This is a genomic window from Rosistilla oblonga (genome assembly GCF_007751715.1).
Lineage (GTDB): Bacteria > Planctomycetota > Planctomycetia > Pirellulales > Pirellulaceae > Rosistilla > Rosistilla oblonga.
Window position 1 is genome coordinate 7,015,637 of the sequence record NZ_CP036292.1, and the last position, 22,280, is coordinate 7,037,916.

The window sequence follows — 22,280 nt, forward strand, 5'->3', positions numbered from 1 at the left end:
CCCAAATATTGGGCGCTGACTTGCCCCGGCGCTGCTAGCAGGAGACGTAGCTTGCGCCGCGATTAGGCTGTCAAGCAACTCGCGTCGCTCGGCGGGGTGGAAGTACCGCACTATTTGATTTTCTGGTTGATGTTTTCTCTGCAGCGGGCGATAATTCTGTTGGAATTGACCCGTATGCCGAACAGTCACCCAGTGTGTGCGTTTCCGCAAGGAATAGGCGACGGGTTTTTTTGTGCGCACTCAGGTAGCGTCCGTTGCTGTCGGCCAAATCCGCACCTCCAATTCGTTGTGCTCGATCAAGCGACGAAACTGCCGTCGGTTCCCGGCGCTGCTGCTGTAGCATCTCGCAACGGCACCGCAAACCATGTCGGCCAGCTGGACGAGATTGTTTTTGTGCGAATCATCCGTCTTCACGTTCTTGACCGCACGTCGCTCTCCCGCATTGGCGTGAGTCTTCAAGTACTTCTTCAGTTGATTGACGAAGTCGCGATTGCCGCATCGATCCAGCACCACGATCGCGTCGCGTAGATGGGGAGCCATGTTCTCGAACAGCAGCCGAGTCGAATCTTTGTAGCACGATCGACTATCGTGAAACCCTGGCCCCGAAATCAGCGACTTGTCGAGCACAAAGGTCGAGTACAGAAATTCAAACGACTGCACCGCTTGGAAGAATTGCAACCGGAACGCATCGGGCATTTTGGCAAACTTGAATTCGCGGCCAGACGCGCCGGACTTTTGTCGGAATCGGTCAATTGCCTGATCGCACCGCAGGGCTTCATCCCGGTCGAGAAACAGCACGCCGGTCACAACAAAATATCGCGACGACCCCGCACCGAGCTTCATTCCGGTGTCGCCGGATTCATCAAAGAATACAAGCATCCCCCACCCTTCCTGAAAGATGCCAAGCGAACATCCATCCCGCACGCGACTCCGCCCACAACAAACTGTTTCCGAAACACGATGCCGAGTCCAGCTTTGGCGAACTCGTATTAGTGATCGGGGCCAGTTTTTGGCGAGTCAGCGAACGACGTTTATTTGACAACCAGGCCGTCACGCGATGGGCAACAACATCGGCGAGCGTTTCAAATTCCAATGGAGACAACATTACGCCAGCCTCCACCGTTGTTTGATGGCGGCGTGATGTTTCGCTGATTCGCTGGTCCTGTATCCAGCCTTGACGATTTCGCCGTCCCGATGCATCCGGGCAGGGATCGCGCCGAACACGCGCCGGTCGAAACGCTCGTGTTTTTTTGCATCACGGACAACGTTCCCAAAGGGAACCGGCTTGCCGATTCGGAACAGTCGCCGAAATGTGGTTTCGACTCCGGTTAGCACGTCGCAACCGATCGACGACCCAAGCGGCGAGTGGGATAGCTGACAGATAGCGGCGTCGGTCGACCGCGTGATCTTTGTTGCCATTTGATACCTCCATCATTGATGACGTAGGCATCATCCCACTATTTCATTGCGCCATTTAGGGGCGAATTAAGGGTTGAATTGGTGCATCGGACTTCCCCAACGAGTTGGCAACTTGCTTTCCAAGGTCAGTCAGCCATCGGCCGTGACGCCTTTTCGCACCTATCAGCTTGTTCGCTTTGAGCCGATCAAATGCCCGCTTTCGATCGCTGGCACCATTCATTGCGTGATTCAAGATTATGTCACTGGAAATGGGCGTTTCGATGTAGGCGTTCAGATCAAGCATTGCGAGAAGAATACAACGGTCGTTGTCCGTCAGGGGCTCTACTACTCCGAATTGTCCTGCCATTTCAGCTTGGGAACCCTCAGCCACGGGCGCCAGTGGAGTTGTTACGATTGCCTGAGATCTCTCATGTTCGAGTTGCATATCGGAAGGATCTTGCTTTTGCTCGCATCCCTCAATCCATTCAGAAAGTAGTTCACAGGCGGACGCGAGATACCCGTAGTAGGAAAAACGCTTCGCCTCTAAAACAGTCCAAAAGCATTCCAATTCGTCGGTGACCGGACTTGGGACAAGCTCGCAAATTGGCTTGAAGACGCGTGGCCATTCCTCGGCAATTATTGCGGGGCTTATTACCACATCTACCTTCCCTGGGAATCCATCGCCTACAAATGTGGTCGTTTCTTGACAGTAGCCCAAGACCACATCTAACGACGTCAAAGGCGATTCAGTATCCGCCAGATCGGCGAACATGGCATCCAGCATTGGTTGTGGCAGGAGCTTTGCAATCATGGCATCCGCTAAAACGCGGTTGAGCCGCACTGAAAGTTCGTAGGCGGCATCTAGGCCCGACACATCACACAATCGTGCTTCACGAAATTCACCAGCCATGTGCCGGAGTTCTCGGGACAATCCAGTAGCTGAATAATCTACATCACCCATCATCTCCCTTTCGATTTACAGAAGGGCCGATCCATCTGGCCACGCTAGAAAGGAAAGCCGGCAGCGGAATGAACCGAGCGGCGTCCCGTCGGATGCCTACCCATGAGAAAACGCCACGGGTCAAGCGCCGGAAGCTTGTGAGCGACCACCTCCGCAGCCTGCTATTATGGCGATACGTTTGCTAACGTTCCAGCGGCACGGGGAGGCAAGCTAGTGTCCGGCATGTCGAACAGTTCGCACTGAGGCACCATTTATAAACGCTAGAGAAGGACCTGCTATTACGCGCCACAGCGTTGTGATGCTCGCTGGTGCTGGGTGACTGAGAGCTGTGTAGGTTCTATGGCCATTTGTGACTAAGTTTTGACAGCGGCATTGAGCCTGCCCCAGCACCATGGAGCACAGCTAGTACATGGGGGCTATTCGCGTCTGGTGGGAGCAAAAGTACCGCAGTGGGATTCGGGAAACCTGCAATGCAATCGATTGTCAGGTACGTTCTGCCAGGGAAGCAGTTTTCCGTACCGGCGGGCAGCGCCCGAATGAAACAATTTGAAACGGCCCAATGGGTTCGACGCAAAAACGGGGAGAGAGAATTTCTTCAGTGGAAAGTGATGCCGTCCGGAATGGGGGCGAGTGCGTCAACTATCCCACTCAGCAGCGAAGCCCGAACGCCTCGAAAACGGGCTGCGTCCTTGCTTGCGGGCTACACACATCCAATTCCGTGCGCTCGATCAAGCGATCGAAAATGGCGTCGGTTCGCCACGCTGATGATGTAGCTCGCAATCGGGGTGCGAGGGCTGTGAAACATCCGGGGCGTGGCGGACTGGCTTTGCGGGCCGTTTATTCCCGTGCAGTTTGTTGCATGCAGAGTGCTGCAACGTGGCGACTGGGCTTAGTCGTGCAGGCGTGCCGCTGGTAAGCGAAGCGCTGAATGGAAAACCGGTCGGTGGCCGCTTCGTCTTTTGGGGGCGGCTTTTGTCGGCTTGGGGCTCGAGTGGGGCAGGGATGAAATCATCTCTGCCCCGATTGGCCAAGCAACTTGTCGACTCGAAGAGCCGACGCGGTTAGCGGACCTTGCACTTGAAGCGGATCACGCAGCCTTCGCCAACGCCGAGAGTCTCGGTCAGTTCCCATCGCAGTCGCAGCGATTGGCCCTCGTTGTCTTGGGCACTGAAGTTCGCTCCCTTGGTGCAGGTCTGACTTCCTTCGACGTATTCCAGTCGGGTCGTCAGGTTGTCGAGGATCGCGACGTTGCTGACCGGTTGGTCGCCAACGTTGTCGAATCGCAAGACGAAGTGAACAAACTCGCCCGGCAATGCGTTCTGCTTGTCGGCCAGTTTGATCAGACGAACGCGGCCCTTGCCGACTTCGAAGATCTTCAGCTCTTCAGGCTTCTGGTCGTTGGTTGCGATCCCAACCACCACTTCGTCGATCACGACTTGAGCTCCCTCTTCGCTGCTCCACGCGATCGCAGCCTGCCCCGCTTTTGCAAGCCAAGGTTTGTCGGCATCGCGAAGCACGCCCTGTTCGATGATCGAGAGTCCCGCCAGGACGGCGATCACATCTTCGGCTAGCAACGGTTGCACGACGTTTTCTGCTGGCACACCGCGGTTGCGATCACGCAACGCATCGGGGCCCATCGTGCGGACGTTGCGTTCGGGGCCCAACGGCTGCATGACAGCGCTGCTCGGTTGACGCAGGTCGATCCCGATCGGGCCGCGAGGCAGATCGACACGCTGAGTCGCCAAAACGTTTTCGCCGGTCACGGCGGAGGTGACTTTGCGAACGGCGGCAAATCGCGGTGCGTAAACGCAGACGCGGTTGCTAGGTTCGACGTACGTCAGCCCATCTTGCGTTTCATAATGAACGATCGTGTCTTCCAGCCCCAAGCCTCCGACGTCGTTGTTCAACAACACGCGGGCGCTCGGCATCCGGTCGCCACCATCGCACAAGTATTCGTTTGGATCGCCGGGGAATTGGCAGATCATCGGCGTTGGGCATTGAGCCGCCCCGCAACAGGCACAACCTGTGTTGTCGGGCATGCAGGTCGCACAGCCGCCGTTGCAAGCGGTGCAGGCGCCGCCGGCCAAGCCGCTGGAGAGGCGATTCCGGAATCCGGCAGTCTCATAGACACCGGGATAGTTGTCGGGCGTATAGGTCGGCGCGGTGACTTCAGTCTGTCCGCCGGGCGTCGCGACCAATTGCTGGTGCGTGACCAACGCGACTCCCGCAGCGGCATTGCCGTTCGGTGCCGCGGCCGGTTGTCCGGCAGCGGTCGCTTGAGGTGCGGGTGGCATCGCGGGGGCAGCGGTTGGCGCCGACGCAAATTGCTGTGCCGGATGCGGTTGCGCCGGTTGGCTCGCTCGCTGCGCCATCGGTTGCGATGGAGCAGGGGCCAGCGACTGGCAACCGCTTGTTGCGATCGACAATCCGAGTAGGCCGAGAGCGTAGAGCGACGACGCTTGGATGCGGAGGAAGGCAAGCGATGGCATTATCGAACAACTCCAGAATCGATCGGCAAGGCATACGGTCGAGCAATTCTCGTCTGCTCGGTCGATGGGATCACTTGCGTGGGAACGTCGTCTCGCGGAATGTGACGTGTGCGAATCGCAGCGGTCTGTCCCTCAGGCGTCAACGCCTCGGTTCGCGGCGATTGCAGCGGCAGCCAATACGGGCAGCCCATCAGGAAGGCGTTCATATAAGTTGGATCCGACGGTGGTGTCCGCGAACCATAACGAATGATCGCCACGGGGCGGCCCAGCGTGTCGGCGACATCCAGGGCGTCTTGATGCGGTTGGATGTCGAAGTCGCGTTGCTCGCCGGGTGTTTCGGCGATCGGCAGCGCGGTCGAAGGATCTTCCAGGTAGATCACTCGCGTGACCAGATTGCCACGCAGCGCGTGCAACATGTCGTCGTTGCTGATCACGATCGGAATCGCAAACCGCACCTCTTGCCCAGCGGGCGGATAGACGCGGTCGATCAATTCGATCGTCGGATAGATTTCGTAGCCTTCGAACAACGGGATCTCGGTGATCCGAATTCGGTAGACGTTGCCGAGTTCAAAACCGGCGTAGACCGGTTCGGCGGTATCGGCTTGAAACATGTTGCCGATCGCCAGGGAGACCTTGGCGGTCCCTTCGGCGGTGATTTTCACCGGCTGGTACTGGCACTGTACCGGGCCGCGGAGATCGCGTCGGAATTGACCGATCGCGCCGGGCGGCATGTTGTCGTTGAACAGGCGATGGCGCTGCGGTTGCTGCGCTGTCGCAAGGGTTGCCAACAGCAAGCTTGCGACGATGAAGCTGGTTCGGATTGAAGAGTAAAAGTTTTTCACTTGCATCGAAACGCTTCTCACCGTTTTTGCCGTTTTGCCGTAGCCTGCGACGCTTACTTTATTGAGCAAGGCAACCGCCTGGTGATCACCGGGGGCGGTTGCGTTTCCATTTCAGCGGCCGGTGATGTTCCGGCCGCCGTCGTATATTTAGACCCGTGTTGGATCAACCGGTCTTATTCCGGTGGGCAATAAGCACCGCCACCAGGAACGGTTCCCGGAGCATTCGGGCTGGAGACCGCTTGGCTTCCCTGGGTGTAACCAGGTCGTCCGTAAGCTGTTCCAGGATGAATGTTCTGCTCCGTGATGTTGATCCGGCTGACAGGATGCGGATAGCTGTATCCAGGTTGCATCTTGACACCGATCTTGACGTCCTTAACCGGCGACGGCATGACGCTGTGCGTGCGGTTGGTCATCGTGTGGCTCTTCAGGCTAGCCGGTCCACCCAATGGAATGTGAGGTGGTCCGGGCAATCCGATTGGTGTGCCGGTGATCGGCATACCGTATTGAGGCGCGGTGACGCCCGAGATCATGCCTGGCAGACCAGGTGGCATTGGTGCTCCGCCTGGAATTCCCATCGGTCCACAGCTGCCATTGGCACAATTGCCCATCGCGTATCCACCGGCTCCCGCCATTCCCATCATGTAACCGCCCGCTCCGTTTGGCATGCCCCCCAGCATGGCTCCGGCTCCCATCTGTCCAGCCATCTCGATGTCCTTGTCGCCAAGTCGCAAGATAGCCAGGATCGAACCACGGCGGTCGGCTTCGATGATCGGATCGACACCTGGATCCAAGCGAGTGCTAACCAGCGTATCGATGCCGGCCAATGCTGGACCTTGGAAGTCGGGATCTGGAAGATAGATCACCTTGGTGACAAAGTTGCCAGTCAAGACTTGATCGAGATCTTCTTCGGTGATCTGGATTGGAATCGAATTGTGCGCCAGGTAGGCACCGGTACGCGGATTGCCTGGAGCAATTTCGAGACTCGGATACAGTTCGACCCCTTCGCGGCCAACGATGTTGGTCAGCTTCAAGCGGTACAAACCGCCGGCGGGGAAGTTCTGGCGAGCTGGCACAACCAGCGGTTCGCTGTCAAAGCTGCCGCCACCCGAGACATCGTATTGAACGTGCATCGAATCGGGGCGAGCGAATGTGACTTGAACCGTCGGGTTCATTTGGAACGCCGCTTGGACGATTTCGCCGCCGCCATCATCCATGCCGCCGCTGCAGCTAGAGCAACCGCAACCGCTCGATGCGTTGCAAACGTTGCTCATCCCGCTGCCATACATTCCATTGAATGCGGCTTGGGCGATCGGCGAAGGCATCTGTGCGACCTGGGATCCAGGTTCGCTAGCTCCCGGTGGCATCTGGCCAGGGCCCATTTGGCCAGGGCCCATCATCGGTCCGCCACCCATCATGGGTCCTGGTCCCATTCCGGGACCTCCCATCATCGGTCCGCCGCCACCCATCTGCATCGCAGGTGGAGCCAACACGCCGGGGCCGGGGCCGCCGACGCCAGGGCCAGGCTGCATCATGCGCTCAGCCGGTGGCAGGTTGTGGCGGACGGGGGCGCAACCGGTGACCAGCACCGTCCCCGCAATAGAAAGCATTAGGTGGGTCAGTCCGATTCTCATGTGATTCCTCATCGACTTGGTCTGTCCGTAGACCGAGAACTTTGGCGTCCGAAGCGCTTTCCTTTGCTTTCGCGACGTTGCCGTCACGCTTCGACTTCAGCCATCAGTAGCTGATTGCGTTTAGCAGCTTGATCAGCCTGGACCCCTGGAGGGTTTCGGGCCTAGAATCCGCGCGGCGACGAATTCAGCTACTGCCTTTGTGCATCGGCATGTTCCCACTTGATTCTTTGACAAAATCCGTATAACCGGAAAATCATGACCAAACCGAATCCCGCTCGGATCAACTTTACGACGCTTTTCGCAGTGCTAGCACTGGCCGCTGTAGCCGTCTATTGCCTGCCAATTGCCCTCTCTCAAGCCCCCAGCGAGAGCGGTCCGACCAGCAAATCGCCTACTGAACCAGCCGAATCGGGCGTTTCGTCGAGCAATGCGACCAAGGCTTGGCAGACGCTTAACGGAGCGATCCGCCAGCTGGTCGACACCGGACCGGCTTTTGAGGCGAAATTGAGGCAAGTCACCCGCGTCGACGGCCAAGAGGTGCGAGCTGTCGGGCGATACATCCAATCGAGTGGCCTGCGAGGACTGATGCGGATGGAGCTGCAATCGCCGATCGGCAACCAGACCAGCCGCTTCGAACAGACCTGCGACGGAAGACTCACCTGGACGCGAGAACAGGTCGGCGAGGAGGTGCGGATCCGCCGCGTCGACGTCGGCCGGCTCGACGAAATCGCGTTCACCTCGGGCGTCTCGGCGCGGTTCAAAGTCGGCGGGCTCCCCGAACTGCTCGATTCGATCGCCTGGGACTACGACCTACAACTGGTCCGCGGCGTCCTTAAAGAAACGCAAAACGTCTGGATCATTCGCGGCACGCTGAAGGAATCTCGCCTGCAATCGCTGCTGGATGAAAACGAACAGACGATCGTTCCCCCCGAACTTCCAACGAAAGTCCGCGTCGCCTTGGCGGCCGACGGTCCGTTTCGCTTGATCCCTGTGCGGATGGAGTTTTCGTCCGAACCGCCCGAGGGCGGCAGCGGGCCGGCGCGGCTGATCAGCGAGCTGGACATCTACGAGATCAAGGCGATCGACCCTCCCAAGGAGGAGCTGTTTCGTTACAGCACGACCGAAGACGACGCCCACTTCACCAACGAAACGCAGATCTATCTCGATCGCTTCCAGACGCGGATGGCGACGCTGCCGGGATTCTCCGGGATGCGGCGGTAGATCGAACCGGCGGGATCAGCGGCGGATCGCGGTATCCGCCAGCGTTTCCCCTTGTTTTCTGCGGTTGGCGGCTTAAAGTGGCGGCTTTCGGTTTCCAAGGATCGGGCTGGCCCATCGCCCGCCCCCCAACCGCCGCTCACAGAAAACTGGTTCGCCGCATGAGTTCTCCCGCCCCAAGCCCCACTTTGCGCGATTGGTGCCAACTGGTTCGTCTGCCCAACGTCTTTACCGTCATCGCAGACACCACCGCCGCATTTCTGTTAGTCGCACACTCGCTGGTTCCACTGCCTCGCTATGGGATCGTGCTGGCGGCTGTCGTGTGCATCTACTGGGCTGGGATGATCCTGAACGATGTCTGGGACATCGAGATCGATCGCCAAGAGCGTTCCAAGCGTCCGTTGCCCGCCGGGAAGATCTCCTTGCCAGCGGCTCGCCGCGCCGGCTGGGGACTGCTGATCGCTGGCGTCGCCCTCTCCTTTGCGGTTGGTTTTGTACCTCACGGCGATACGCCGCCGAGCCTAGTGCCCGGGGGGATTGCCGTTTTATTAGCCGCCATGGTCGTGCTGTACGACGGACCGGTCAAACGCACGCCGCTGGCTCCGATGGCGATGGGGCTGTGTCGCTTCTTCAGCTTCTTATTAGGAGCGAGCGCGGCGGTCACTTCGGTCTCCGAATTCCCCTTCGTGCCACCGCATGTGTTGGGAATCGCGGCGGGGTTTGGCGTTTACATCGTCGGTGTCACCTGCATGGCTCGCGGCGAAGCTGTCGGCGGCGACAAGCAAAAGGTGCCGTTGATCTTCGGCTTGGTGATCACGATCGTCGGGATGGCGATGATCGCTGGCGGGCCTCAGTTTGCGCCGGCTGATGCGATCGCAAAATTTCAAATCGATCCCCAGCGGCAGTTCTCGCTGCTGATCGGGCTGCTCGCCTTTACGATCATCCACCGGGCGTTCCGAGCGATCTTGAACCCCGAACCGTACGCGATCCAGATGAACATCAAGCACGCGATCTTGACTATAATACCTCTTGCTGCCGCCGTCGCGCTGTTGTCTGCAGGCGTGCTGGCGGGGCTGATGGTGTTTGCGTTGGCGGTCCCCGCGATGACTCTGGGCGCCTTTCTTCGGGTGACCTAAACCGAGCTGCGGGGGATGCTGCGGCGCTTCGGTTCTCGATAATCTTCAGTGAAAATACTGGACCCTGAAGCTGGACATTGCGTATTATTCGGCAACACGCGAGCTGACGCTTCCGTGAACGAACCCAGTTGGTCCGGTTTCAACGTAAGGTCTGATCATGTCAGATTTATTCGCCACACCGACCGCACAGTCTGTGTTCAGCCTGCTGATCTTAAGCATCCTAATCGCCATTGGAGTTTGGCTGGTGGCAAGATTTCGGGGTGGCACCGATGAGGACCGGGAACCCGGCTCAGAAGTGCTATCAAACTTTGAAGAAATGCTTCGAGAGGGTGACATCAGCCCGGCGGAATTCCGAACTATAGAGGCGGTGGTGGGTGAAAAGCTCAACAGTGAAGCGAAGGATTCCTGAGAACCAGGCCTGTACTGGTTAGCGGGAATGAAGCGGTGGGACCGAATGTCCTGTCGCGGTGGTGTTGCGATAGCTCGCAACGCGGTCGACCAAACTTCGTTGGTGGTTTCTCAATTGTCAGGATGACAAACCCATCATCACCGATTGATTCGGATTTCAACTTGTTTGAACTGATTCGATCCCAATCCATTAAACAATTGAACCACAATCGGCTCGAACTTGCGGTCACGGATGTCCCGAGTCATCGATGCAGCAGTCGGTCGCGACGCCCCCTTATGTCGCGATCAGCTGTGAATTCAACGGCGAATCGAGCTGTGGACTACCGTCCTGAACTAACGCGATCGATGTGAACGAAATTGAGCCTGGCTTAGGGTCGTCGCAACGGTTTTGCAATATAAACGCAGCAAGGAGTCGAGTATGACATCAAAGGATATTACCACCGGACGCCGCAGCGGTGGCACGACGAAGAAGAATGCTTTCTGTTCGTTCTGTCGCAAGAGCTACCGGGATGTCGGCCCGTTGGTTGAAGGTCCTGGCGACGTCTACATTTGTTCCGAGTGTATCGAGTTGTGCCAATCCATCTTGGATCAGGAACAACGCCGTCGCGGCCCGTCGAAAAAGTTGTTCGACGATATCCCCGCGCCTCGCGAATTGGTCTCCCACTTGGATCAATATGTGATCGGCCAACAAGCTGCCAAAAAGGTGCTGTCGGTCGCGGTCCACAACCACTACAAACGCCTGACCGCCGAATGGGAAGGTACCTCGGACGTCGAGATCGAAAAATCGAACGTCTTGATGGTTGGCCCGACCGGCTGCGGCAAGACCTTGCTGGCTCGATCGTTGGCTCGCATGTTAAACGTTCCGTTTGCGATCGGCGACGCGACGACGCTGACCGAAGCGGGCTACGTCGGTGAAGATGTCGAGAACCTGCTGCTGAAACTGTTGCACGCTGCCGACTTCGATCTCGAAGCGGCTCAACGCGGCATCTTGTACATCGATGAAGTCGACAAGATCGGCAAGACTGGCGGCAACGTCTCGATCACTCGCGATGTCTCCGGCGAAGGTGTTCAACAGTCGCTGTTGAAGATGCTCGAAGGAACCGTGGCCAACGTTCCTCCTCAGGGCGGCCGCAAGCATCCCGAGCAGCAGTACATCCAGATGGACACCAGCAACATCCTGTTCATCTGCGGCGGAACCTTTGTCGGAATCGAAGAGATCATCCGCAAGCGTCAGGGACATCGTACGTTGGGCTTCGGCAGCGACGCCGGACACCGCGACGAATCGGATGTCGCATCGCTGCTGGCTCAGGTCAGCTCCGACGACATCTTGGAATACGGTTTGATTCCCGAGCTGGTCGGACGGATGCCCGTCGTCACTCACTTGGCTCCATTGGACGAAGAGGGCCTGTTGAATGTCTTGCGTGAACCGCGCAACGCACTCACCAAGCAGTACCAAGCTTTGTTCCAGATGGAGCACTGCGAAGTCGAGTTCACCGAAGACGCGTTGCGAGTGATCGCACAACGCGCTCAGGAGAAGGGAACCGGAGCACGTGGCCTTCGCAGCATCATCGAAGAAGTGATGCTGGACATCATGTACGAACTGCCCGACCAAGAGCGTGGCAGCGTCTACACGATCGACGAGAGCATCGTCACCGGTCGCCGCAAGTTGTTCCAGATGCCTGAGCAACCACAGACCAAAAGCGCATAAGAATCGAAGCCTTCATAACGCCGATTCTCGAAACGGCCACGTTCCCCGGCGGGGGAAACGTGGCCGTTTCCTTTTGCGCTCATGGAAACGCTCGCCTCACCAAACCCATCTCGCAGCGATTCCATCGGGCGCGTCACAACAATGCGATCACGCGGCGCCGCATGCGGTCAGTAGACGGTGGGCTTGGACGCTGACGCTGCCAAAATAGAGAGTGTCGTCGACGTGCAATCGACAGCGTTGGATCCGAATCGGCTTGCCATCGCCACGCTGCAGAAAGGTTCCGTTTTTGGAGTGCAGGTCTTCAACGGTCGCCGCCGTTCCGCTGGGGATGATCCGAGCATGGAACAACGAAACCGTGGGCGATTCCAACTGGATCTCGTTGCCCGCTCCCTTCCCAACAAAGATCGCTCCGTGCGAATCCTCTCCCGCCATCAGATGTCCCGGCAGGAGAATGCGTTTGTCGCGTCCCAACGTGATCAGATCCTGCCGCCGAACCGAATGGGGAGAGTGAATTCGTTTTTGATTGACATAGGTGCCGTTGGTCGAATTCAAGTCGGCGATGGCCGCCCCTTGGCTCGAATAAATCACCTCGCAATGAATACTCGAAACAACGGGACTGTCGATCCGGAAATCGCACTTTGGATCGTACCCAATCACCCAACGATTCTGCCGTGGCTGGCCCGCTAGCATTGGTGCGATGTTGATGTAGATCGCCTCCATCGACGTCGGCACGATCTCCTCGACGGTTCCTTTGACCGAGCCCTTCGCAAGCATTTTCGCCGACTTCGACTTGGCGGTCGGAAGGACTGTCCCCGCAGGCACCGTCCCACCGGTAATCAGCGCCAGATCGTACGCTTCGCGACGCGCCGGATTGATCAAGCACAATCGCGCCTCTGCGATCTCGTTCAACAGACGGCAGCCAAGCTCGGCAAACTCACCCTCGGCAAGCCGACGGACTTGCATCGATTGATGACCCGCGGCCCGGCGGATGACATCCAAGTCGCGTTCGAAACACGCCACCCCCAACAAATCATAAAGAGTCGGCGGCTGATCTTCGGGCGGAATGCCCAACCATTGATGATATACGTCGTAGTCATTCATCAGCTTGTTACTCGTTCCCGCCACACTACCTGTCCGCGCTGGTCCACTCAGTCACTCAACGGAACCAACGATTGCTCCACCGCGATGGCGATGCAAAAAGCTTGCCAAGCCCTCGAAACTTGAAGGTATAGTCGATCGCCTCGGATCCACGCCATCCCTGCCTGCCAATCCCAGCCCAACAGGAGCACCTGCCGCCGGGCTTTTCGCTATTCAACGACATTTGTTTGTGATTCTACAGCGAATGAAGCTGCACGCGAATGTCGCACGCGGGAATTTCGTGCCCTCGAGCGGTCGCCCCGGAGGCCGATCAGGAAGGTGTCGATACGGGGCCGGCGACGACTCGAAGAATCACTGCGCCGCTGAGCCGCCGGGAATCGGCGGCCCCGTTGAATCTGCGGTCAGCGGCCCCGATCGGCAACCCGCTCCGGTCTCGATTGCAACTTATTCCTATTGCCCTGCAATCGCTACAACCCCACGCAGGTCCCATCCCTCTTGGGGCCGTACTGGGTGTTTCTGCGACGAAGCCACAATTTATCGCCAGCTAGATTCCGTGGTCAACGTAGGTAGTTCACGTCTCGCTATGCAGTCGATTGCACGCGTGGCAGCAACAGAGCTTCCAAGCACGAAGAGGCGAGTGGAGAATGAAGAGACAAGCGATCGATGTATTGCTGATCGAAGATGACGACGTCGACGCGGAAATTGTGAAGCGTGCGTTGGGGAAGTCACAGTCTTCGTTTCGTGTTTGCCGAGCAACAACGCTTGCACAGGCGCTTGCGACGGCCGAATCACAGCACGTCGATGTCATCCTCACCGACCTGACTCTGCCCGACAGCGGATGTTCCGAAACTCCAGCGAAGATCCGCCAATCGCAGCCGCTGGTGCCGCTGATCATCTTGACTGGATTGGCTAGCCGCGAACTGGCCGAGGAACTACTCGAAGCCGGAGCGCAGGACTATGTAGTCAAAGACTCGCTGTCGAGCGATTGTTTGGAGCGGTCGATTCGTCACGCGATCCAGAGACAACACAACTGCATCCGAATCCGCGAATTGTTAGACGAATTGGAAGTCAAGCAGGAACTGCTGGAGACCAACAATCGCAAACTGACACGTCTGTATTCGCAAGCTCATGAATTCGTCGACAACGTTTCTCACGAGTTCCGCACGCCGTTGACCGTGATCAAAGAATACACCTCGCTGATGCGTGAGGGACTTGTCGGCAGCGTCTCCGATGAACAGTCGCGTCTGTTGAGCGTCGTCGAAGACCGCGCCGACGATCTGAACATCATGGTCGACGACATGTTAGACAACAGCAAACTCGAGGCGGGGATGTTGTGCGCCTGGCGAAAAGAGTGCAGCGTCGCGGAGATCATCGATCGTGTGCGAAACGTGCTCCAACGCAAAGCTGACGTCCGGCAAGTCTCTCTGCAATGGGATGTTTCCGAACCGACCACTCGTGTCTACTGCGACGCCGAAAAAGCTGGCCGCGTGATCACGAACCTGGCGATCAACGCGATCAAGTTCTGCGGGTCCAACGGAACGGTACAAATCGCAGTCCATGCGGAAGCGACAGAACAAGAGGTTTGGATACGCATCAGCGACAATGGCCCTGGGATCGATGAAACCGCTCTGGCCGAGATCTGCCAACGATTCACTCAGGTCTCCACACACGATAGCGAAGAGACGAAAGGGTTTGGACTGGGACTGAATATCGCCCAGCAATTGGTGCAACTGAACTTCGGCGAACTGAGCATCCAGAGCCAGCCCACGGTTGGCAGCACGTTTTCGTTTAGCATTCCGATGTCCAATCCATTCGAAATCGTTAAACGTTACTTGAATCAAATCGACCTTCTTCAGCGTGCCGACACCGATTCGGACGTCGTTTCGATGATCGCTTGCAGCGTTGATGAAACGGCCGACCCTGCATCGATGTCGGATGTCGACCGATTCCTCAACTGCCGCCTGCGACGCAATGACATCCTGTTGCGCAGCCAATCCAATCGATGGGTTCTCGCATTGCCGTTGGCTGAAGATCAGTTGGAAGACCATTTTTCGCGGCTCCAATCCGAACGCCTCACTACAAATCGCAACCGTCCCCATGGACCGTTGCCCAATGTGAATTTTGAATCGCTCGGCTCATGGCGTGTTGTGGCTCAGCGCTCACAGATACTCGATTGTGTTGTGACGGAATTCAGCTCCGATCGCGCAGTTGCGATCATGGCAAGCGAGTGTGTCGACGGAGCGTTTCCCGCCGCATTGCAGACATCGATGGCGGAGGGAATCTAGTGCCTGGAACAATCTTATTGGTCGATGACAACCACGAAATCCTGACGGGAGTCCGGATGCGTTTGGGAGCTGTCGGTTACCAAACTCGGACCGCCTGCGACGGGCAAACCGGAATCCAATCGGCGATCCAACATCCTCCCGACGCGATCGTGATGGATGTTCGCATGCCCGGAATCGACGGTTTGCAAGCCGTTGCGGAATTGCAATGCCGCCCCGATACAAAAGACATCCCGATCATCGTGCTTTCGGCTAGCTTGGCCGATGAAGAGTCGGCGCTCGACGCTGGGGCTCATTTCTTTGTTAAGAAGCCGTATGTCGGTACCGAATTGATAGCAGCAATTCGCGCCGCCGTCGGTCTCAAATCCGTACCGTCCCAAGGTGGTTCAGAATGAAACAGCGATTCCTATTCGCCGATATCAACAGCGATCCGATCGGCGACCAAACGCCTGCGAATCACACGCCCGCCGCAGGGTTTTCACACCAAGAACCTGTCGATCGCGACCCGACACTCGATGCGGTATTCAGCGCATTGGGGATGGATTTGGGATACCTCGGCGACTCGCAAATGGTCAGCGACAGCGCCGGCGACCAGTCGATCGACGATCGCCCGTGGGTCCTCCACGTCGACGACGACGATGCATTTCGCAACATCGTGCGGTTGCGATTGGAAGCTGCCGGGATCTGTGTTGCCAATGCTAGCGACGGGATTGAAGGTATCCACCAAGCGTTCCGGCAGCGTGTTGGTGCTATCATCCTCGACTTCGAGATGCCCAACGGTCGTGGCGATTATGTCCTGGGGCGACTGAAAGGGAATCCCGTCACCATGGACATTCCTGTTATCGTGTTGACCGGGATGCGAGATCCGCTGCTGTCCGAGCGTTTGTTAGAGATGGGAGCGGCGGCATGTTTGCGTAAGCCGCCTCAATTCGACGTGCTAATTGAACAGATCGAACAACTTGTGTGTGCGGCTGCGCGATGACAAATCGCTGAAAAGAGCACGATGTCAGCACGACGGGGTTTGTGCAAACAACGCTTGCTGCATCCCGCCGATCATTGTGGGAAATCTAAACAATGATGGTGATATCGACGATCGGTCGTTGGGGAACTTGACTTCCTGTAATAATCACCTGAACGCTGCGCTATTTTTGCGCAAACCGATCGTGGGCAGGAACAGGGGAAATCATGAAAGTCAGTCGACGGCAACTGCTGGCCGCTTCCGTGGGGAGCGTATTATCCGCAGGATCGCTGCGTGCGGCCCCGACGATTCATGTGAAGAAGCGTCGCGTGCTGCGGGTTCTCGGCACGCACGTCACCTTGCAAGAGACGCTGCGCAAACAGGCCGAAGCCGATCTGGGGATCGAGCTTCAGTTTCAGCCGGGCGGCAGCGGAGCGGTGTTATATCAAGCGTCGACGCGGCCCGAATCATTTGATCTCTACGAACAATGGTCCAACAGCATCCGCGTCCTGTGGCGTTCCAATGCGATCCAAGCGATCGACACGCAACGGATTCGACACTGGGACGAGATCAACGGTTTGACCAAAGAAGGTCGCGTGACTCCCGCGGCAAAGCTGGGCGCGGGCGATTCGCCCGAGAAACTGTTGTTTGTTCAGCCGGACGAATCGCTCGGCAGCAATGCAACAAACCGCGTCAGCTTCTTGCCCTACGTGCACAATGTCGACTCGTTTGGTTATGACAGCGCAGCGATCCCGCGCGGCAAGCCCTACGAAACCGAAAGCTGGTCGTGGCTGCTGGACGATGCGCATGCGGGGAAAGTCGCGATCGTCAACGAACCGACGATTGGGCTGTTCGATCTGGCCTTGGCTGCGCAGAGCAAAGGCTTGATTCAGTTCGACGACATCGGAAACCTGACGCGGAAAGAACTCGACGCATTGTTTTCGATACTCTTGAAGTATCGGCAGGCGGGGCATTTTCGAGGTGTTTGGAACAGCGTGCCTCAGTCGGTGAAGTTGATGTCGTCGGGCGAATCGACGATTCAAAGCATGTTCTCACCCGCGGTATTCGATCTGCGCAGCCGTGGCATCGATTGCGTCTACGCATCGCCCAAAGAAGGCTACCGAGCTTGGCACGGCGTGATGTGCATGTCGTCTAAAACGCAAGGCGATACACAAGACACGGCTTATGAATACATGAACTGGTGGCTTTCGGGCTGGCCCGGCGCGTTCATTGCCAAACAGGGTTATTACATCTCCAATCCCCAACGCTCGCGTCCTCACTTGAGTCAGCCGGAATGGGATTATTGGTATTTGGGAAAACGTGCGTCGGAAGACTTGCAGGGGACCAGCGGTACAACTGTGGTTCGCGAGGGACAGGTCCGCGACGGTGGATCGTATGAACGACGATTCAGCAACATCGTGGTTTGGAATACCGTGATGCCGACCTACGAATACAGCCTCCAACGATGGAACGAGTTCCTGTCAGGCTAAAGATCATGAAGATGCTTCAACGTACAGGAACGCTCCGAACACAGATCTACACCAGCTGTTGTGTGCTGGTGGCGCTTTGTGTTTTAAACATGGGAATCGGTTGGTGGGGGCAATATCGACTGCTTCAGAACTTTGATTCGTACGAGCAGACAGAGCGTACAGCCGCTGCCGTGCTAAAGATCGATCGCAACGTCCAGGAGCTCAAATCTCGCTCGGAAAACTATCTGCACACCGGATCGGAATCTCAGCACCAGACCGCGGTCCAATTTCAGCTGGATCTGCTCCATCAGATCGACTCGGTGATGCAAGAAGCAAACAGTGAAGACCTGCGGACGATTCTTGCCGAGATGCGGACGCATGTTCAAACGCTGCAAGAGCAGTTGCGGTTGGCAGCGGAGGAACGCGATCTGCGCAAGAGCTTGGTTCAGGAGCAGTTGCCGTTGATCGGAGACCAGGTCCAAGCGGCGGTGCGACGTTTCCAGGCGACACTCGGCGAGAACGCTGCGGATGCGTCTCACGATCAATTGCTCAACGCGATCCAAGCGTTTTCGTTTGCGCGGATGAACCTGTTGCAATACTTTAACAACCCGCGATCCGAAGACTTCGACCGGATGGTGCAGAGTCTTAAGGAAGCCGAGCATTTGACGGCGAGCATCGTGAGCTCTTCCACCTCGCCTGAATTCACCCTAGCGCAAGCCGATTTGCTAGCGAAGCTTGCTCAGTTCCGCCAAATCGGATCGCACGCCGTCCACGCGACCCGCAGCTATCTGTACTACTCAAATGTTGTGATGGCCGGTGAGATCTCCGAATTCGTCTATTACTCCAATCGCCTGAAGTCTTTTGTTGTCGACCAGCAAAAACTCAACCGCCAATCGCGACGTGCCTCCGCGCAGCAAACGCGGAACCTGGGATTTGCCGCTTCCTCGATAGCGATTTTGTTGGCGATTTGCCTAGCCGCTCGTTTGTCATATTCGATTGTTTCGCCGATCGCACAGATTACCGAAACCTTCCGGCAACTCTCCGGCGGAGCAACGATCGATGCGATCCCGGCGACGCATCGCCACGACGAGATTGGGCGGATGGCTCAAGCGGCAACGATCTTCAATGAGAAGAACCGCGAGACGCGCAGACTGCTGCAACACTCGCGCGAACTGTCGGCTGAACTGGCGATTAAAGCCCAAGCGTTGGAGGAATCGAACCAGGAGTTGGATAACTTTGCCTACGTTGCGTCGCATGATCTGAAGTCGCCGTTGCGAGGGCTCAACGCGCTGGCAACTTGGGTCCAGGAAGATTGCGACAGTTTATTGCCCGCCGGCTCGCGGAAGCACTTGCAACAGATGCAAGATCGCGTCGCAAGAATGGAAGCATTGCTGGACGATCTACTGGAATACTCGCGAGCGGGAAGATCGGAGGTGTCGATCGAAAATGTGAACGTCGGCGAACTTTTGGACTCGGTGCTGCAGATCGTCGACAATCCGGGCGAAGTACAAATTCGGGTGCAGGGCAACCTGCCTGAACTCCCCACCTACCGCGCTCCACTGCAGCAGATATTCCTCAACCTGATCACAAATGCTGTGAAATACAACGACAAAGGGACCGAAGGCGTCGTTGAAATCGAATGCCACGAAATCGATCAGGCGTATCGGTTTACGATTTCAGACAATGGAATCGGTATCGATCCGAAGTTTCACGAGCGGATATTCCGCATGTATCAGCGAGTTGCTGTGAAAAAAGCGGACGGCAGCGGGATGGGGCTGGCGATTGTCAAGAAGCAAGTCGAGACGTATGGTGGAGAGGTCAGTGTTTTTTCCTGTGCCGGTCAAGGCGCCAAGTTTACGTTCACTTGGCCCAAGGGACTCAGTTGTCCCACCGCGGTTCAACCCCGTTCGCCACAACTGACCGCGTAGGCGAGTTTGAGATCCACTCATAGAGAGAATTGCAAATGTTCTTGTTAGTCGAAGACGACGAAGTGGATGTGGAGCGGTTCCGCCGCGCGATGAATTCCCATCGGATCACCGCAGAATTGCTGGTCGCCAACGACGGTGCAGAAGCGATTGAGCTTCTGCACAATCAAGCCGCTGGAACGCAAAAGCTGATCGTCTTTCTGGATTTGAACATGCCAGGCGTCAACGGCTTCGAGTTCTTGCAGATGCTCCGAGCCGATGCGGGGCTTCGCCGCACGCTTGTCTTTATCTTGACTTCGTCCAACCACCAACGGGACAAACAGCAAGCCTACGACAAGAACGTCGCCGGCTACTTCGTCAAATCGAATCTCGACGCACTGATGAACACCGTCAAGAGCTACTCCGACAGCGTCGAATATCCGCCCCCCGCCTACGCCTCGTAATCCAACCGCCTAGCCGCGTGCACCTCCTCGATCGCAGTCTGTCCTCACCCGCGGCAGCGGCAAGGACGGCAGTGAATCGCCCCAGCAAAGTCCGCTCACCACAAGAGAGCGCAGCATGCTTTACTCTCGTGGCAACAGCAGCGGTTTCTGGTTTACCGCCGATGTTTATGTATCAAACCCAAACAGCCGCGCGGCGTTTCCTCCAAAGACCTTGCTCCGGTCCTCATCGCTGAACGCTGGAAGCATCTGGGCGATCTGTTGCCGGTACTGCCGGTAGGACGCGTCCGTTGTCTTGGCGTTAAAGCCTCCTCCATAGATCAATCGCTCGGCGCCCCACAATTCGGCTAACCGACGCACGACCGGCTTAACATCCCGATGCGGATATTTATTCTGGTCTGGGATCGCCGCCAACTTCATCACCGTGTTCGGCAACTCCGACCAACGCAGCACCACCGCGTGTTCCTCTAGCGTTCCCTGCATCGGTCGGCCCAGATGGTCGATGATGACTTGAGTCTCTCTGTAGCGACGGATGTAGGGATCCAGCCGTTCTGCATAACGGGGTTCTAGATGGATCTGCATCGCGACACCCGCATCTGTGGCGATCGACCACAACCGATCGAGCTCCGGAGTGCCCCACGGAGGCAAACGGCCTGGCGCGTATGCATGCAGACGCGTCGCAACGATATGATCCTCGTGCTGCCTCAAAAATTGCGGCAAGCGTTGCAGCGAATTCGGCTGGTCTGCGAAGAAGAGGCAGGTCCCCTTCAAACGTCCTTTGCCGACTTCGATACAGTGTTCCAGGTAGCAGTGGTCATCCTGGTAGGGTTCGGGGTGAACGACAATCGCGCGATCCACCCCCGCTCCGTCCATACGCTCGAGCAGGAACTCGGGCGTTGCGGCTTGCCCAGGCCGATATGGCGCATTTTGGTGGTATGGAAAACGAGCATCATCCGGTCCCGCAAAACAGTGGAGATGGGCATCGACCACCATCGACGCATCGCTGGCAGCGTGCGTTACCGGCAACGACGACGAAACAGCAAGCCCGGCGGCGATGACGCCCATTGCCTCTCGACGATTTGGCAGGCGTCGTTTTTCATAACCCGAACGATCGATCATTTGATGAGACTCACAAGTTGCAGTAGGAAACTTCGTGCGGCGGGGATGGCTTCTTATCAGCGTCTAGTTTAGTCGATACCGACGCAAAACAAATATCCAGGCAGCGAAGCCTCTCCGTCGCACGCCCCCCACCCTCGGCTACTGTCGACTTTCAGGTCAGCTGCCAGGACTTTGACGAGCATCCAAATTACTGGTGCACCGTCTGGCGTCCAGTCTGCCTGAACACTGCTGCTGTGGCCGATGATGCACCCTTCACCCTCCGCCAAACGAAGCTTGAAGGGGAGGGTCGAACGAGCGAAGCGAAGTTCGGGGAGGCAAGTCCGCGCATCGACCCCGCCTGATCCTACGGCCGGCCCTCCTCAGAAAATTTGCTAAACGCTCTTTTTCTGGCTCTCCGTGCTTCGCAGTGCGGGTATCGTGTGGGACGTGGCAGCAAGGAGAGTGGGCGGTTTTAGGCGAGCAGTTGGTAGGGGATTTTGCGCTGCACCGATTGCGAGAGTCGCTGTGGGTCGGTCAGGACGATCTTGCGGCGGCCGACGTTGATGAAACCCTCAGCGCGGAGCTGCCCCAGCAGGATCGTGACGGTTTCTCGCGTGCTGCCTAACAGGTTGGCGATCTCTTGATGAGCTAAGCTGATCCGCAGCCGAATCCCGTCGTCGGCGACCGATCCAAACTGTTCAGCCAGGTCCAACAGCAGATGGATCAACCTGTCGCGGTTGGAAACAAACAACAGGTTCTTCAACCGGCGTTCGATTCGACTGCGCCGCAGACCGACCATCTTGGTGATCGCCAATGCGACGCCGCCGTGCTGTGACATCAACTGCTGCAACGCATCGGCAGGGATCATCACAACCGTCGTCGGCTCGACAGCTTCGACGTATTCCTCCCGCGCCACATCGGCAAACAACGCCAACTCGCCAAACATCTCCCCCGGCTCGACAAACGCCAGGATCGATTGCTTGCCATCTGGCGTATGATTGCAGACTTTGACCAACCCCTTGGTCAACAGGAACACGCTGTCCGCCTTCTCGCTGGGAAGGTAGACCGGGCTGCGGGCCCGAAAAGAACGGGAGCGACAGCGGGTTTCGAGCCGCTCGATCTGTTCGGGCAGAAGCCGAGCGAAGAGGTCACAGTTTTGCAGGTGCCATAATTTTTCAGGCATGGCCGTGTCCTTTCGTTGATCACCACACGATTAAAC

Annotated in this window: 18 protein-coding genes; 10 read left to right on the forward strand and 8 right to left on the reverse strand. The window is 57.3% G+C overall.

The genetic code is table 11. The features are described 5' to 3' along the window. Positions 1–240: 240 nt before the first annotated feature. The 5 genes from CA51_RS24765 to CA51_RS24785 form a co-directional block, all read right to left on the reverse strand. Complete coding sequence (locus tag CA51_RS24765; RefSeq protein ID WP_145123784.1) at positions 241–879, reverse strand: DUF3800 domain-containing protein; 639 nt, start codon at positions 877–879, stop codon at positions 241–243. 595 nt (positions 880–1,474) lie between these two features. Continuing rightward, entirely contained in the window at positions 1,475–2,308 is an 834-nt protein-coding gene (locus CA51_RS24770) for a hypothetical protein (RefSeq protein ID WP_145123785.1), read from the reverse strand. A gap of 1,112 nt (positions 2,309–3,420) precedes the next feature. Further along, a complete protein-coding gene (locus CA51_RS24775; protein WP_145123786.1) occupies positions 3,421–4,848 on the reverse strand; it encodes a DUF11 domain-containing protein in 1,428 nt (475 codons plus the stop codon). Beyond that, positions 4,848–5,696, reverse strand: coding sequence for a hypothetical protein (locus tag CA51_RS24780; protein ID WP_145123787.1), 849 nt, complete (start codon positions 5,694–5,696; stop codon positions 4,848–4,850). Before CA51_RS24780 ends, CA51_RS24775 begins: the two co-directional genes overlap by 1 nt. Positions 5,697–5,863: 167 nt before the next feature. Beyond that, the gene (locus CA51_RS24785) at positions 5,864–7,297 is read right to left on the reverse strand and encodes a hypothetical protein (protein WP_232530192.1); all 1,434 of its coding nucleotides are present in this window, start codon (positions 7,295–7,297) and stop codon (positions 5,864–5,866) included. A 279-nt stretch (positions 7,298–7,576) separates the two neighbouring features. Here CA51_RS24785 and CA51_RS24790 point away from each other — a divergent pair, with 279 nt between their 5' ends. The 4 genes from CA51_RS24790 (at position 7,577) to clpX (ending at position 11,791) form a co-directional block, all read left to right on the forward strand. Continuing rightward, a complete protein-coding gene (locus tag CA51_RS24790; RefSeq protein WP_145123789.1) occupies positions 7,577–8,542 on the forward strand; it encodes a hypothetical protein in 966 nt (321 codons plus the stop codon). Positions 8,543–8,700: 158 nt separating this feature from the next. After that, on the forward strand, positions 8,701–9,675 hold the full coding sequence (locus CA51_RS24795) for a UbiA family prenyltransferase (RefSeq protein WP_145123790.1): 975 nt from the start codon (positions 8,701–8,703) through the stop codon (positions 9,673–9,675). A gap of 157 nt (positions 9,676–9,832) precedes the next feature. Then, on the forward strand, positions 9,833–10,084 hold the full coding sequence (locus tag CA51_RS24800; protein WP_145123791.1) for a hypothetical protein: 252 nt from the start codon (positions 9,833–9,835) through the stop codon (positions 10,082–10,084). A 417-nt stretch (positions 10,085–10,501) separates the two neighbouring features. Further along, entirely contained in the window at positions 10,502–11,791 is a 1,290-nt protein-coding gene (gene clpX, locus CA51_RS24805) for an ATP-dependent Clp protease ATP-binding subunit ClpX (RefSeq protein WP_145123792.1), read from the forward strand. A gap of 147 nt (positions 11,792–11,938) precedes the next feature. On the opposite strand, the gene CA51_RS24810 is transcribed toward clpX, so the two are convergent. After that, the gene (locus tag CA51_RS24810) at positions 11,939–12,892 is read right to left on the reverse strand and encodes an FHA domain-containing protein (protein WP_145123793.1); all 954 of its coding nucleotides are present in this window, start codon (positions 12,890–12,892) and stop codon (positions 11,939–11,941) included. 641 nt (positions 12,893–13,533) lie between these two features. Between CA51_RS24810 and CA51_RS24815 the strand changes: the two genes are divergently transcribed. The 6 genes from CA51_RS24815 to CA51_RS24840 all read left to right on the forward strand — a co-directional run bounded on the left by CA51_RS24815 (position 13,534) and on the right by CA51_RS24840 (position 19,966). After that, a complete protein-coding gene (locus CA51_RS24815; RefSeq protein WP_145123794.1) occupies positions 13,534–15,174 on the forward strand; it encodes a hybrid sensor histidine kinase/response regulator in 1,641 nt (546 codons plus the stop codon). Beyond that, complete coding sequence (locus CA51_RS24820; protein WP_197451456.1) at positions 15,174–15,566, forward strand: response regulator; 393 nt, start codon at positions 15,174–15,176, stop codon at positions 15,564–15,566. The genes CA51_RS24815 and CA51_RS24820 overlap by 1 nt, the downstream gene beginning before the upstream one ends. Next, positions 15,563–16,153 (forward strand): response regulator, encoded by a 591-nt coding sequence (locus tag CA51_RS24825; protein WP_145123796.1) that lies wholly within the window; start codon positions 15,563–15,565, stop codon positions 16,151–16,153. The genes CA51_RS24820 and CA51_RS24825 overlap by 4 nt, the downstream gene beginning before the upstream one ends. Positions 16,154–16,356: 203 nt before the next feature. Continuing rightward, positions 16,357–17,619 (forward strand): ABC transporter substrate-binding protein, encoded by a 1,263-nt coding sequence (locus CA51_RS24830; protein WP_145123797.1) that lies wholly within the window; start codon positions 16,357–16,359, stop codon positions 17,617–17,619. A gap of 11 nt (positions 17,620–17,630) precedes the next feature. Then, positions 17,631–19,526 (forward strand): sensor histidine kinase, encoded by a 1,896-nt coding sequence (locus CA51_RS24835; protein WP_197451457.1) that lies wholly within the window; start codon positions 17,631–17,633, stop codon positions 19,524–19,526. Between the two features lie 35 nt (positions 19,527–19,561). After that, positions 19,562–19,966, forward strand: a complete 405-nt coding sequence (locus CA51_RS24840; protein ID WP_145123799.1) for a response regulator — start codon at positions 19,562–19,564, stop codon at positions 19,964–19,966. Positions 19,967–20,131: 165 nt separating this feature from the next. On the opposite strand, the gene CA51_RS24845 is transcribed toward CA51_RS24840, so the two are convergent. Together CA51_RS24845 and CA51_RS24850 are read right to left on the reverse strand one after the other, a co-directional pair. Then, entirely contained in the window at positions 20,132–21,082 is a 951-nt protein-coding gene (locus CA51_RS24845) for an amidohydrolase family protein (protein WP_145123800.1), read from the reverse strand. A gap of 451 nt (positions 21,083–21,533) precedes the next feature. Next, positions 21,534–22,244 (reverse strand): Crp/Fnr family transcriptional regulator, encoded by a 711-nt coding sequence (locus tag CA51_RS24850; RefSeq protein WP_145123801.1) that lies wholly within the window; start codon positions 22,242–22,244, stop codon positions 21,534–21,536. Positions 22,245–22,280 lie beyond the last annotated feature (36 nt).